General features: G+C 58.0%; 11 protein-coding genes and 1 tRNA gene. 7 read left to right on the top strand and 5 right to left on the bottom strand.

Annotation, left to right across the window (positions count from 1 at the left end; genetic code table 11):
* The first annotated feature begins 103 nt into the window (after positions 1–103).
* The 7 genes from uca (at position 104) to ACZ89R_RS24790 (ending at position 9,126) form a co-directional block, all read left to right on the top strand.
* Entirely contained in the window at positions 104–3,760 is a 3,657-nt protein-coding gene (gene uca, locus ACZ89R_RS24820; RefSeq protein ID WP_429547779.1) for an urea carboxylase, read from the top strand.
* Between the two features lie 15 nt (positions 3,761–3,775).
* Positions 3,776–5,554: an allophanate hydrolase gene (gene atzF, locus ACZ89R_RS24815; RefSeq protein ID WP_429547780.1), complete on the top strand. Its 1,779-nt coding sequence runs from the start codon at positions 3,776–3,778 to the stop codon at positions 5,552–5,554.
* A gap of 92 nt (positions 5,555–5,646) precedes the next feature.
* Positions 5,647–5,865, top strand: coding sequence for a cysteine-rich CWC family protein (locus ACZ89R_RS24810; RefSeq protein ID WP_429547781.1), 219 nt, complete (start codon positions 5,647–5,649; stop codon positions 5,863–5,865).
* 44 nt (positions 5,866–5,909) lie between these two features.
* Complete coding sequence (locus ACZ89R_RS24805) at positions 5,910–6,602, top strand: pseudouridine synthase (protein WP_429547782.1); 693 nt, start codon at positions 5,910–5,912, stop codon at positions 6,600–6,602.
* A 314-nt stretch (positions 6,603–6,916) separates the two neighbouring features.
* Complete coding sequence (locus ACZ89R_RS24800) at positions 6,917–7,801, top strand: alpha/beta fold hydrolase (protein WP_123499126.1); 885 nt, start codon at positions 6,917–6,919, stop codon at positions 7,799–7,801.
* Positions 7,802–7,982: 181 nt separating this feature from the next.
* A tRNA-Gly gene (locus ACZ89R_RS24795) sits at positions 7,983–8,056 on the top strand.
* A 509-nt stretch (positions 8,057–8,565) separates the two neighbouring features.
* Entirely contained in the window at positions 8,566–9,126 is a 561-nt protein-coding gene (locus ACZ89R_RS24790; protein WP_429547783.1) for a magnesium transporter, read from the top strand.
* A gap of 31 nt (positions 9,127–9,157) precedes the next feature.
* On the opposite strand, the gene ACZ89R_RS24785 is transcribed toward ACZ89R_RS24790, so the two are convergent.
* Genes ACZ89R_RS24785 through ACZ89R_RS24765 form a run of 5 tightly spaced genes read right to left on the bottom strand, consistent with a single transcriptional unit; the run spans position 9,158 to position 14,190 of the window.
* The gene (locus ACZ89R_RS24785; protein ID WP_123499130.1) at positions 9,158–9,475 is read right to left on the bottom strand and encodes a cytochrome C oxidase subunit IV family protein; all 318 of its coding nucleotides are present in this window, start codon (positions 9,473–9,475) and stop codon (positions 9,158–9,160) included.
* Between the two features lie 13 nt (positions 9,476–9,488).
* Positions 9,489–10,202, bottom strand: coding sequence for a heme-copper oxidase subunit III family protein (locus tag ACZ89R_RS24780; RefSeq protein WP_429547784.1), 714 nt, complete (start codon positions 10,200–10,202; stop codon positions 9,489–9,491).
* A 6-nt stretch (positions 10,203–10,208) separates the two neighbouring features.
* Positions 10,209–10,901 (bottom strand): cytochrome c oxidase subunit 3, encoded by a 693-nt coding sequence (locus ACZ89R_RS24775; RefSeq protein ID WP_429547785.1) that lies wholly within the window; start codon positions 10,899–10,901, stop codon positions 10,209–10,211.
* Positions 10,898–12,673: a cytochrome c oxidase subunit I gene (gene ctaD / locus ACZ89R_RS24770; protein ID WP_429547786.1), complete on the bottom strand. Its 1,776-nt coding sequence runs from the start codon at positions 12,671–12,673 to the stop codon at positions 10,898–10,900. The genes ACZ89R_RS24775 and ctaD overlap by 4 nt, the downstream gene beginning before the upstream one ends.
* 50 nt (positions 12,674–12,723) lie before the next feature.
* The gene (locus ACZ89R_RS24765) at positions 12,724–14,190 is read right to left on the bottom strand and encodes a c-type cytochrome (RefSeq protein WP_429547787.1); all 1,467 of its coding nucleotides are present in this window, start codon (positions 14,188–14,190) and stop codon (positions 12,724–12,726) included.
* Between the last annotated feature and the right edge of the window lie 39 nt (positions 14,191–14,229).

Raw genomic sequence — 14,229 nt, 5'->3', positions numbered from 1 at the left:
GAACCTCAGCCATCCGGGACGGCCCGGGTGCATCTCGAAAAACTGCGGGACGGCCCGCATCCCAGGTCGAGGCTGATGCTTTATCGCCTCCGGGGGTTATGCCATGTTCGAAAAAGTCCTCATTGCCAACCGCGGCGCCATTGCCTGTCGCATCTTGCGTACCTTGGGTGAATTGCAGGTCAAGGGCGTTGCCGTTTACTCCGAAGCCGATGCCGCCAGCCTGCACATCCTGCAAGCCTTTGAATCCCACAGCCTCGGTGAAGGCGCTGCCGCTGGCACTTATCTGGCAGTCGACAAAATCCTCGCCATCGCTAAATCCAGTGGCGCCACCGCGATCCATCCCGGCTACGGCTTTCTCTCGGAAAACGCTGCATTCGCCCAAGCCTGCGAAGCGGCCGACATCGCCTTCATCGGCCCCACACCGGAGCAATTGCGGGTGTTCGGCCTCAAGCACACCGCCCGCGCACTGGCCAAGCAACACGGCGTGCCAATGCTCGAAGGCACCGAGCTGCTCGATAGCCTCGATGCAGCGTTGATAGCGGGCGAACAGGTCGGCTACCCGGTGATGCTCAAAAGCACCGCCGGCGGTGGCGGGATCGGTATGCGCGTGTGCCGCAGCGCTGCTGAATTGAGCGAATCATTCGAAGCCGTCAAACGCCTTGGTCAGAACAATTTCAGCGACGCCGGCGTGTTCATCGAGAAGTACATCCAGCGCGCCCGGCACTTGGAGGTGCAGGTGTTCGGCGACGGCCAGGGCGAGGTGCTTGCCCTCGGCGTGCGCGACTGCTCGGTGCAGCGGCGCAACCAGAAAGTCCTCGAAGAAACCCCGGCGCCGAATCTGCGCGAGGGCATGGCCGAGGAACTCTGTGCAGCGGCCATCAAACTGGCCAAAGCGGTGAATTACCGCAGCGCCGGCACTGTGGAGTTCGTCTTCGACAGCGATGCCCAGCGTTTCTATTTTCTTGAAGTGAATACCCGCTTGCAGGTGGAGCACGGCGTCACCGAACAAGTGTGGGGCGTGGATCTGGTGCGCTGGATGGTGGAACTGGCGGCCGGTGATTTGCCGCCGCTGCGCGAGTTGAGTCAGGGATTGAAAGCCGACGGTCATGCGATTCAGGCACGACTCTATGCCGAAGATCCGGGCCGGGATTTCCAGCCGAGTCCCGGTCTGCTCACTGCCGTCAATTTCCCGGTTACCGATGGCAAACACCTGCGCATCGACACGTGGGTCGAGGTCGGTTGCGAGATCCCGCCGTACTTCGATCCGATGATCGCCAAGGTCATCAGCTGGGCACCGACTCGCGAAGCAGCGCGCGTCGATCTGCATCAGGCTCTGGGCGACAGCCTGCTGTACGGGGTGGAAACCAACCGCGATTACTTGCGGCAGATTCTGCTCGATACACCCTTTGCCAGCGGCCAGCCGTGGACCCGTTGCCTGGAAGGCCTGGTCTATCAAGCCAACACCTTTGAAGTGCTCAGCGCCGGCACGCAGACCAGCGTTCAGGACTATCCGGGACGCCTCGGTTACTGGGCGGTGGGCGTGCCGCCGTCGGGGCCGATGGACAGCCGGGCACTGCGCCTGGGCAATCGCTTGCTGGGTAACGATGAAGGTGCAGCAGCACTGGAAATCACCATGAGCGGGCCGCTGCTGCGTTTCAATTGTGAGGCGGTGGTGGCCGTTACGGGTGCGGTGATTCCGTTGATGCTGAACGGTGAAGTGGTGCCGATGAATACTGCACTGTTGATTCCCGCCGGTGCCACTTTGAGCTTCGGCACCATTGGCGGTGCAGGCGCGCGCAGCTATCTGTGCCTGCGCGGCGGCGTGCAAGTGCCGGATTATCTGGGTAGCAAGAGTACCTTCACCCTCGGCCAGTTTGGTGGCCATGCCGGTCGTGCATTGCGTGCTGGGGACGTATTGCATATTCCGGCCTTGAGCGACCACAGCGCCGGGCAAAACCTGGCGATCCAGCACGTTATCGAGTTGCCTGCCGTGCGGCAGATTCGGGTGATTTACGGCCCGCACGGCGCCCCGGAATATTTCACCGAAAACTACATCGGCACCTTCTTCGCCACGCAGTGGGAAGTGCACTTCAATTCCAGCCGCACCGGTGTGCGGCTGATCGGGCCGAAGCCTGAGTGGGTGCGGGCCGACGGTGGCGAGGCCGGGCTGCATCCGTCGAACATTCACGACAATCCGTACGCCATTGGCGCGGTGGATTTCACGGGGGACATGCCAGTGATTCTGGGGCCGGATGGCCCGAGCCTCGGCGGCTTTGTCTGCCCGGTGACGGTGATCGAGGCGGACCTTTGGCAGCTGGGGCAGCTCAAGGCTGGGGACAAGGTTCAGTTTTTACCGGTCGATCTCAGGACCGCCCGACAACTCGCCCTGAAATGGGATTCCCCCTGTGGGAGCGAGCCTGCTCGCGATAGCGGTGTGTCAGTCACCTCGATGCCGGATGCTCTGCCGCCATCGCGAGCAGACTCGCTCCCACAGGGGACTGTGTCGCCTGTGGTGTTGGATTTGGGTCAGGGGGATACGCTGCTGGTTGCCAGATTGTCAGGCGACACGCATCTGCTACTTGAGATCGGTGCCCCCGAACTGGACCTGGTCCTGCGCTTTCGCGCCCACGCGCTGATGCAGGCGCTGGAAAGCAAAAACCTGCACGGCGTGATCGACCTGACGCCGGGCATTCGCTCACTGCAGGTGCATTACCAACCGGAGCAACTGCCGCTGGCCGATCTGCTGGGCATTGTCGCCGGTGAATGGGACGCGGTGTGTGCCGCCAAGGACCTGCAGGTGCCCTCGCGCATCGTCCATCTGCCACTGTCCTGGGATGACCCGGCCTGCCAATTGGCGATCGAGAAGTACATGACCACCGTACGCAAGGACGCGCCCTGGTGCCCGAGCAATCTGGAGTTCATCCGCCGCATCAACGACCTGCCGAACCTCGACGAAGTGCAACGCACAGTGTTCGACGCCAGTTATCTGGTGATGGGCCTGGGCGATGTCTACCTCGGCGCACCGGTCGCCACCCCGCTCGATCCTCGGCATCGTCTGGTGACGACCAAGTACAACCCGGCCCGCACCTGGACCGCGGAAAATTCGGTAGGCATCGGCGGCGCCTACATGTGCGTGTACGGCATGGAAGGCCCGGGTGGTTATCAGTTCGTCGGCCGTACGCTGCAGATGTGGAATCGCTATCGCGAAGTCTCCGCGTTCGATGGCAAGCCGTGGCTGCTGCGCTTCTTCGACCAGATCCGGTTCTACCCTGTGAGCGCCGATGAACTGTTGCGCATTCGTCGGGATTTCCCGCTTGGGCGATTTGATCTGAACATCGAACACAGTCAGTTGAATCTGGCGGATTACCAGGCGTTTTTGGCGAAAGAAGCCCAGAGCATCGCGGCATTTCGGGATCAGCAAAAAAGCGCGTTCAACGCCGAGCGCGAACGCTGGATCAGCAGCGGCCAGGCGCACTTCGACAGCGAAGAGTTGGCCCATGAAGTGACCGATGATGCACCGCTGGCCGACGGTCAACAGAGCGTCGATAGCCACATCGCCGGCAACCTCTGGCAAGTTCAGGTGCAGGCAGGCAGCCGGGTCGCGGCGGGGGATGTGCTGGTGATTCTGGAGTCGATGAAGATGGAAATCCCGCTGCTCGCGCCCATGGCGGGTGTGGTACGGGAGATTCGCGCGCAACCGGGTTCGGCGGTGCGCGCCGGGCAGCGTGTGGTGGTGCTGGAACTCGACTCAAGCCATTAAAAAAGGATTAACGCCATGAACATCAATCTGCAACTCGACGCCCTGCGCAACGCTTACCATGACGGCAGCACTACGCCTCGGCAACTGCTGCTGAGCCTACGGGAAAAAGCCGCGGCACTGAACCCGGACTATCACCTGTTCATCCATTTGCTCAGTGTCGAGGAACTGGAACCGTACCTCGCCGCACTCGACGGTCGTGACCCAGGCAGCCTGCCGCTGTACGGCGTACCGTTCGCGATCAAGGACAACATCGACCTGGCGGGCATTCCCACCACGGCAGCGTGCCCGGCGTTTGCTTATGTGCCGGAACGTTCGGCAACCATCGTCGAGCAACTGCTGGCGCTGGGTGCGATTCCGTTGGGCAAGACCAATCTCGATCAGTTCGCTACCGGCCTCAATGGTAGCCGCTCGCCGTATGGCGCTTGCCCGAACAGCGTGTTGCCGGAGTATCCGTCGGGCGGTTCCAGCGCCGGATCTTCATTGGCGGTGGCACTCGGCGTGGCGAGTTTTTCCCTGGGCACAGACACGGCAGGTTCCGGTCGCGTGCCGGCGGCATTGAATAATCTGGTCGGTTTGAAAGCCAGCAAAGGGCTGATCTCCACGGCCGGTGTGGTTGCGGCCTGTCGAACGCTCGATTGCGTCACGACCTTCACGGCCACGGCCCGGGAAGCCAGTCAGTTGCTCGCGCTCACCGCTCATCTCGATCCACGGGACGAATACAGCCGCAGTAATCCGCTGTGGAATGATGGTTCGGCCTTCGGCACACCGCGTCCATTCCTTTTCGGCGTGCCCCGTGCGCAGGATCTGGCGTTCTTCGGCTGCCCTGAAGGCCCGTTGCTGTTCGGCGACGCCATCGACCAGCTCAAAGCCTTGGGCGGCGAAGCGGTCGAACTGGATTTGTCGCCGTTTCTCGAAGCGGCGCGGTTGCTCTATGAAGGGCCGTGGGTGGCGGAACGTTACAGCGTGGCCGGCGAGTTGATGGAGCAACATCCTCAAGCCGTGCTGCCGGTGATTCGCGCCGTATTGGCCAAGGCTCCAGCGGTGACTGGCGTGCAAACCTTCCGCGCCCAATACCGTCTGCAGGCCTTGAAAGCGCTGTGCGACAAAGCTCTGGAAGGCCTTGATTGCGTGGTCACGCCAACCATCGGTCGCCCGGTGACATTGGCGGAGCTTGCGGCCGAACCGGTGCTGCGTAACTCGGAACTGGGCTACTACACCAACTTCATGAACCTGCTCGATTACGCCGCCGTCGCCGTGCCCAGCGGATTCATGGGCAATGGTTTGCCATGGGGCGTGACGTTGTTCGGACGGACGTTTACCGATCAGTATCTGTTGAGCGTGGCGGATGCCCTGCAACGTCAGCAAGGCTTGGCCGCGTCTGCGCCGACGAACATTGCACGCAATGATCGCGCACGGCTGGTGGTCTGCGGCGCGCACCTGGATGGGCTGGCGCTGAACTGGCAACTCAAGCAGCGTGGAGCCCGGTTGCTCGAAGCCACTCACAGTTCCCCCGACTATCGGCTGTATGCCCTGGCCGGCGGCCCACCCTATCGCCCGGGCATGGTCCGAGTGAAGGAAGGTGGCGCGGCGATTGCGGTGGAAGTGTGGGAGTTGCCGAGCAGTGAGTTGGGCTCGTTCCTGACCGCTATTCCGGCACCGCTGGGGTTGGGCAAGGTACAACTGGCGGATGGGCGTTGGGAGAGCGGGTTTATCTGTGAGCCCTATGGCTTGGAGAGGGCGGTGGATATCAGTCATTTGGGCGGGTGGCGTGCGTATCTGAACGATCGGCGTTGATTTCCAGGATCGCCGGCTTGCGCAGGAGTGCTTGCCGGCCGATCATGCGCGGTCTCGGGCTAAACAAAACGGCCGTAATCGAATACCCCTTCATGAATAAACCTGACCTCTGCCCAGCCTGCGGCGCCTCCAACGACTGCAGCCTGGCTGACCCGCGAACCGTCGATCATGCCTGCTGGTGCTACGGCGTCAGCATCGATCCGGCGGTGCTTCAGGCGCTGCCCACCGAATTGCGCGACAAGTCCTGCCTGTGCCCGTCTTGCGCCCAGGTCGAGATGCAGTTGCAAGCAGCCGCCGAGCCGATCACGTAAGATGCGCGGCGCTCTCCCACCGAATCCCCCACCGAACCCTAGCCATGCGCGTTGACCGCTTCCTCAGCAACCTGCCCCGCTTCAACCGTAAGCAGGTACGCCTGTTGCTGGTGGAAAAGCGCGTCAGGGTCGACGGAGAAGTCGTCAGCGACCCCCACGCCGAGGTGCTCGAGTTCAGCCGCGTAGAGGTCGACGAAGAGGTGCTGCAAGTTGGCAAGCCGGCCCGCTACTTCATGCTGCACAAACCACCCGGTTGCGTCAGTGCCACACGCGACCCGCAACACCCGACCGTACTCGACCTGATCGATGAATCGGACAAGGAGGACCTGCACATCGCCGGTCGCCTGGACTTCAACACCACCGGCCTGATGCTGATCACCAACGATGGCAGCTGGTCGCGACGCCTGACCCAACCGCAGACCAAACTGCCCAAGGTCTACTACGTCGAGACCGAGCAGGACATCACTGCCGAATACGCGATCACCTTCGCCAAAGGCCTGTATTTCGCCTTCGAAGACCTCACCACACAACCGGCCGAACTGGTCGTACTCGGGCCAAAATCTGCGCGCCTGAGCATCGTCGAGGGCCGCTATCATCAGGTTAAACGGATGTTCGGCCACTTCGACAACAAGGTGTTGCGCCTGCACCGCGAACGCATGGGTCCGCTGGTGCTCGATGACATGTTGAAGCCCGGCGAATACCGGCCGTTGAGCAGCGATGAGATCCGAATGATCTAAGCAGGCGACCGCTCAGCAGAAGCCGCTGAAAATTTTGCGAAAGATACTTGCGCGATGACGTGACCCCTGCTTGAATCAGGACGTCGGCGCGAAACGTGACCGACGAGTCACAAAACTACTCTAAGAAACTTTTTGCCGGCAGAGAACCCTCAGGTTCCGCCTTCCCCCGGCAAACTGCCCGCTTATAACAATACCCGTCGACCAGCGTGCAATGGATCGACATGGGCCTTCAAAATTCCAGGCGTATGCCTACCTGTCACAAAGCTCGTGCAATCTGATTTGCGCGCATACCCGCTTGCCAGGAGTCTTATGTCATGAGGCCAGAAATCGCTGTGCTGGATATACAAGGTCAGTATCGGGTTTACACGGAGTTCTATCGCGCAGACGCCGCAGAGAAGACCATTATTCTGGTCAACGGATCGATGTCCACGACTGCGTCGTTTGCACAGACCGTGAAAAACCTTTACCCAGAGTTCAATGTGGTGTGCTACGACCAGCCCTACGCGGGCAAGTCAAAAGCCCACAACCTGCATGAGAAAATGCTCACCAAGGAAATCGAAGGGCAGATCCTCCTTGAGCTGATCGACCACTTCGCCGCCGAACACGTGCTGTCGTTTTCCTTTGGTGGCGCCGCCACTCTGGTCGCCCTCGCCCAACAGCCACGGCGCATCGAAAAGGCCGTGATCAGCTCGTTCTCGCCGGTGGTCAACGCGCACATGCTCGACTACCTTGAGCGCGGTGTCGATTATCTCGGCAGCCGGGACGGTAACCGGGTCGGTGACCTGGTGAACAGCACCATCGGCAAACACCTGCCCTCGCTGTTCAAGCGCTTCAACTACCGTCACGTCAGTTCGTTGGCCGAGCATGAATACGGGCAGATGCATTTTCACATCAGCGACGTGCTCAACAGCGACCGCCAGTGCTACCTGAACGCGGCGAAGAAAATTAATGTGCCGGTGCTGTTCATGAACGGCGAATGGGACGAGTACACCGCCGCCGCCGATGCAAAGCTGTTCGCCGGTCACGTGCAGCACAGCACCTTCAGCACCCTGCAGGCCACCGGCCACTTTCTCGACATGGAGCACAAAGCCGCCTGCCGAGACAGCCGCAACGCACTGCTGGGCTTTCTGAAACCGACGCAACAAGAAAGCCGACCGCGTTACCACTACGTCCAGGACCACCATGCATTGGCAATCTGAAACAGAGTCATCGCGAGCAAGCTCAGCCCTGCAGCGTTAAGCGCATTCCTGCAGGAGCGAGGCTTGCCCGCGAATGACCGCTACGCGATCGATGCTTTCGTTTCACCCGTGCTAAAGCCATCGCGCGCAAAGAAAAACTTCATTTTCACGCGCACATCTGGTACAAAGTCAGCCGCTCTGAGCGGGTGTCGTATAATGGCATTACTCCAGCTTCCCAAGCTGATAACGAGGGTTCGATTCCCTTCACCCGCTCCAATCGAATTTTTGTCTCACGTCGGTTTTTTTGGCGAGGGATGCAGGTAAAGAAAAACCGGCCTTGATGGCCGGTTTTTTGTGTCTGGGGTTTGGTGGAATCGGGCTCTGAGTCATCTCCTCGTTTTCGCCTGTTGTCCGCTGATCGATGAGCGCGACTACCCAAGTCTGTTAGCGTTTTTTTCGAAAAACACGGATTTATTATCAAATTTCATCAAGCGTTAATGTTTTCATATCTACGGAAATTAGCGTTTTGGATTCCTCTACGAATGGCTGACAGGGGAACGTCTGGATGTGGCGCCGCAATGCAGAACTCGTCGGCGCACGCCCAGCCCCAACACCGCCTTCCAGACCTTGACGCCTCCCGCCCCGCATGCTGGCGAATGCTATACTTCCTACGAATTGCATCAAGTGTGCAACGTTCCCCACGTGCACAGACATCGACTGCAAATCTCAGTTAACGGCTGCAGGACAAGGGAGGTCTACAGCCAACACGAGATGGGAGGTGTGGCATGAATCGGCACTATTACATCAGTGACAATCTCGATGATCTCGAGGCCGTTGAAAATGAACTGGAAGCCAACGGCATCAATACCGAACAAATTCATGTGCTCAGTGAACAAGTGGCTGATGTTGAAGAACATCACCTCCACGAGGTTAACTCGCTGATGAAACAGGATGTTGTTCACTCTGGCGAGATTGGTGCGTTGGTCGGCTTTCCACTCGCGGCGCTGGTCCTTGGCGGCGCCTATTGGATGGGCTGGACCGAATCCGCCGCAGGCTGGGTGCCTTTTATCTTCTTGGCCATTGTTATATTTGGCTTCTGCATCTGGGAAGGCGGCTTCTTTGGTATCCAGGTGCCTAATGCTCACTTCCGCAATTTCAAACAGATGGTAGAAGAGGGAAAACACATCTTCTTTGTGGATGTTGAACCGAATCAGGAACCGGTATTGGATCGAGTAATTGAACATCATCCAAAGCTGACGATCGCCGGCACGGGAACGGCAGCCCCCCACTGGACAGTGGCCTGGCAGCACAAATGGCATCAGTTCAAGCGAGTGATATCGGGTTAGCCCTGGAGACTCATGGCCATTCGGAAGCTGTTTATTGGCCGAAGGAAATGACTCGGCTGAGGAAAACATAGTCTGCCTCGGTGGCCATCAGTCCGACGAGCACCAGTAAACATAAAGGTGGCAACAGTATGGCGTAGACCATGGCCAACCGTTCCCAGGCCATATGCATGAAGATGGAGACAATCAAACCTGCCTTCAACAACATGAAAGTGATAATCAGGGACCACCGAAGGTAGCCATGGAAGTGGAAATAGTCGACAAGGTACGACAGCGTGCTGAGGACGAATAACAGCCCCCAGATTTTAAGGTACAAACTGATTGGATGTTGCTGACCCTGAGCATGTGCCATCACCCGTGCTCCTCTACCATAAATAGAAGAATGCAAAAATAAACACCCACACCAAATCCACGAAGTGCCAATAGAGCCCGGCTATCTCGACGTTCTGATAGTTTCCGGAGCGCTCATAATCTCCCCGCAATACTTTCATCGCCACAATGCTGAGGTAGATGGCGCCGATTGACACATGCAGTCCGTGGAAACCGGTAATCATGAAAAAGCTGGCACCAAATTGCGCCGCCCCCATGGGGTTCCCCCAGGGACGCACCCCTTCTGCGATGAGCTTGCTCCATTCAAATGCCTGCATGCCGACGAAGGTCACCCCCAAGGCAGCGGTCGCCAGCATCAGGGCAGTGGTTTTCGCGCGATCACGGCGATAGGCGAAATTAACGGCCATGGCCATGGTGCCGCTGCTACTGATCAGCACAAAGGTCATGATGGCGATCAGAATAAGCGGGATTTCTCTGCCGCCGATCGTCAATGCGAACACTTCGCTGGGGTTCGGCCAGGCAGTGGTGATGGTCATGCGTACCGACATATAGCCGGTTAAAAAACAGGTGAATATAAACGTATCGCTGAGCAGGAATATCCACATCATCGCCTTGCCCCAAGGGACCTGCTTGAAGACCTCTCTATCCGAGGACCAGTCGCTGGCGATGCCCTGCCATCCCGGAGCAGGCGGTGAGTCTGGTGGATTGGATGAACTGGATTCGACTGGGGCAAGTGGGGGCGATGCCATGGCTTTTCACCTCAGGCCACAGAATCTGGCGATGGCTTCATAGGTTTGCGGCGTGCTGGCCAGCAAAGCGAATAGCACGAACCAAAGACCCAGTAAGTAGTGCCAATAGATGGTACAGAGCTCTACGCTGACGCTGAGTTGCGCCAACGGCACGCGACGCAGGAATTTAGCGACGATTATGCTCCAGGCTATCAGCCCGCCCAGCAGGTGGAGCCCGTGCAGGCCGGTCAACAGGTAGAAGAAACTGTTGGCCGGATTGCTGGCGACAAAGTAGCCCCAGGCCACAAACTGCTGCCAGACCCAGAGTTGCCCCACCAGAAAGGCAATGGCAAATACGCCCCCCAATGCAAAACCAATGACCGTAGCGTCCAGCCGAGCCTGCCGGGCGGCCATACGCGACCACTGCAGTGCGATGCAACTGAATACCAGAAAAGCCGAATTCAGCCATAGCTGCCAGAGATTGGCTAACGGCGCCAAGGGGTCTGTCAGGGGGAGCCAGTCGGCCATTTGTGAACGGGCAATAAAGGCGAAAAGGAAGAGAAAGAATAACGAACTCACCACGACCAGAAACAAGCGCAGGCCCACTCTTGCGATTTGGCCTCTATCGGCACCCTCGGGGGCCTGAATACCCCCAGGGTCGCGACTCCAACTGCCGCCGGGGTCAGCGCCGTCGGCGTTTCTCAATAGCAGCCTTTTCATGTTTTAACGTCCGCTATCTTGGCTTCGGCACTGAGTTGCCGCATCTGCTCCAGCTCCTCGGCGGAGACCGTTTGCGGAACGAAATCCTGTTCTATCCCCGGCACACTGTAGTCATAGGCCCAGCGATGCACGACCGGCAGCTTCGCTCCCCAGTTACCGTGTATCGGCGGGGTGTTCGGCGTTTGCCATTCCAGACTGGCCGCACCCCAGGGATTACTGCCTGCGGGCTTGCCCTTGAATGCACTCCAGGCCAGGTTGAACAAGAACAGCAACTGGGAAACGCCGACGATCAATGCGATCACCGTAATGAAGGCATTCAACTCTTGCGCTGACTGCGGGATGAACGCGTAGTTTTCATAGGCGTAGTAGCGGCGAGGCATGCCCTGGAAACCGAGGTAGTGCATGGGGAAGAAGATGGCGTAGGTGCCCAGAAAGGTAATCCAGAAATGCAGCTTGCCCAGGGTGTCGTTCAACATGCGCCCGGTGACTTTCGGGAACCAATGATAAATGCCGCCGAACACCACCAATACCGGTGCGACCCCCATGACCATATGAAAATGGGCGACGACGAAATAGGTGTCCGAGAGCGGAATATCCACGATCACATTGCCGAGAAACAACCCGGTCAGACCGCCGACCAGGAAGGTGACGATAAAGGCCAGGGCAAACAGCATCGGCACGGTCAGATGAATGTCGCCGCGCCACAGGGTCAGCACCCAGTTGTAGACTTTCAGTGCGGTCGGCACCGCGATGATCAAGGTGGTGACGGCGAAGAAAAAGCCAAAATACGGGTTCATTCCGCTGACATACATATGGTGCGCCCAGACCACAAAGCTCAGTACGCCAATCGCAATAATGGCCCACACCATCATCCGGTAGCCGAAGATATTTTTCCGCGCATGCGTGCTGATCAAGTCGGAGACCAGACCAAACGCAGGGAGAGCCACGATGTAGACTTCCGGGTGGCCGAAGAACCAGAACAGGTGCTGGAATAATATTGGGCTACCACCCTGGTGATCGATCTGCTGCCCCAGCGAGATCATCGACGGCATAAAGAAGCTGGTGCCCAACAACTTGTCGAACAGCATCATGACCGCACTGACGAACAACGCCGGGAAAGCCAGCAAGGCCATGATCGAGGCCATGAAGATGCCCCATACGGAGAGCGGCATGCGAAACAATGTCATGCCGTGCGTGCGCGCCTGCAACACCGTGGTGACGTAGTTCAACCCGCCCATGGTGGCTGCAACAATAAAAATCGCCAGTGAGACGAGCATCAGGACGATGCCCCACTCGACCCCAGGTGTCCCCTGAGAAATGGACTGCGGCGGATAGAGCGTCCAGCCCGAACCGGTGGGACCGCCAGGAACAAAGAAACTGGAGAGCAGCACCACTACCGCTAGCAGGTAGAACCAGTAACTCAGCATGTTGACGTAGGGGAAGACCATGTCGCGGGCGCCGACCATCAGCGGGATCAGATAGTTACCGAAGCCACCCAGAAACAAGGCCGTCAGCAAGTAAATGACCATGATCATGCCGTGCATGGTCATCGCCTGATAGTAAGCACTGGCGTCCATGAACTCCAAAGTGCCGGGAAAGCCAAGCTGTATGCGCATCAAGCCAGACAACACCACGGCGATAACGCCCACGAATATAGCCGTCAAGGAATATTGAATGGCTATGACCTTGTGGTCCTGACTCCAGATATATTTGGTCAGGAAGCTTTTGGGTTCGTGTAGCGCTTCTGTTTCGGCTTGCTCCGCATAGGCCATCACGTCATCCTCCTGTTCGAAGTTTCGGTGCATTCCTGGCTGCTTTACGGCTACTTCCCTGGCTCCGCCTTGCTCGCATCAGCGTCGGCATTCGCTTTGGATTTGATAAAAGCGATCAGTGCGTTCAACTCCTGATCACTCGGGGTAAAGGCCGGCATGACGGCTGCATAGCCTTTGACGATTTTGGCGCCGGGATTAAGAATCGAATCCTTTATATAGCCCTCATCGGCCTTGATACTCGTACCGTCGGCAAGGGTTACGGTCTTGCCATACAGGCCCTGCCAGCTGGGGCCGACGCCCTTGTTGCCATCGACACTGTGGCAGGCCAGACAGCCGAGCGACTCGGCCAGCCGCTGCCCCTGCGTCGCCAAGTCGTCACCTCTGTCCAACTTTTCGCTAGCAGAAGGCTCTTGCTGCGCGGCACCCAGCGACTTGATCAGGGCGACGACAGCGTCCAGTTCATCTTCAGTGAGAGTATAGGCCACCATGACTGGCGGGTAGCCCTGTACCAGCCGGGCCTTCGGATCGAGAATCGACTCTTTCAGGTAGGCCTCATCAACCAGCGCACGGGTGCCATCGGCAAACTGTTCAGTGCGGCCGTACAGCCCCTTCCATCCCGGGCCGAGACGGGTACTGCCATCCTGGCTATGGCAGGCACCGCAGCCGTATTGTTCGACCAATAAGCGACCTTTTTCCAGCACGCTGTCCTGACTGGGTTTGGCTGCTGTCGTTAATGTCTGCGCAAAAGTCGGTTGGCTGTTCAGCCATTGATCGAAGGCGCCCTGCTCTTCCACGATCATCTGGCCGCGCATGTTGTAATGACCTACACCACAATATTCAGCACAAAGGATTTCATATTTCCCGGTTTTAGTTGGTGTAAACCAAAAGTACGACACCATCCCCGGCACCATGTCCATCTTGCTGCGAATTTGCGGGATATAAAAATTGTGCAGCACATCTTTAGAGCGCAGTAAAACCTTCACAGGCTGATCGAGCGGAAGGCGAACTTCATTATTTTTTATAAGCACATCGTCCTGCCCGACAGGATCCTTGGGATCAAGGCCGAGGGGATTGGTAAAATCAACAAACTTGATATCCGATTTACCCAGTTTCCCGTCCTGGCCGGCAAAACGAAAGGCCCACTGCCACTGCTGGGCGACCACTTCAAGTTCATAAGCATTTTTCGGCACCCGGATGAAATCACTGTAAACCACCAGGCCTGGCGCCAACATTGCGGCAATCCCTACCGAGGTCACGATAATCAACCATGTTTCCAGTTTTTTACTTTCTGGCTGATAGTGCGCCCTGGCACCCTCCTTGTGACGATAACGCATCACGGCTACCGCCATAAATACCGTGATAGCAATGAAAAATATTCCACTGATGATCATTGTGATGAACAGGGTGGTGTCTATAGATCCCCAGTTGGAAGCTGCCGGTGTCGCCTGCCAAGGCGCTAGTAGATGGAACAACACGGATGCAATAACGATTAATATCAAGATAATTGCTATTGCCATTTTCTGTTCATCCTATTCCTGTTGTTCACTGGTTATGCA

Source organism: Pseudomonas sp. TE3728 (assembly GCF_056279145.1).
The sequence above is the reverse complement of the archived record's forward strand: the minus strand, read 5'-3'. Positions and strand labels throughout refer to the sequence as shown.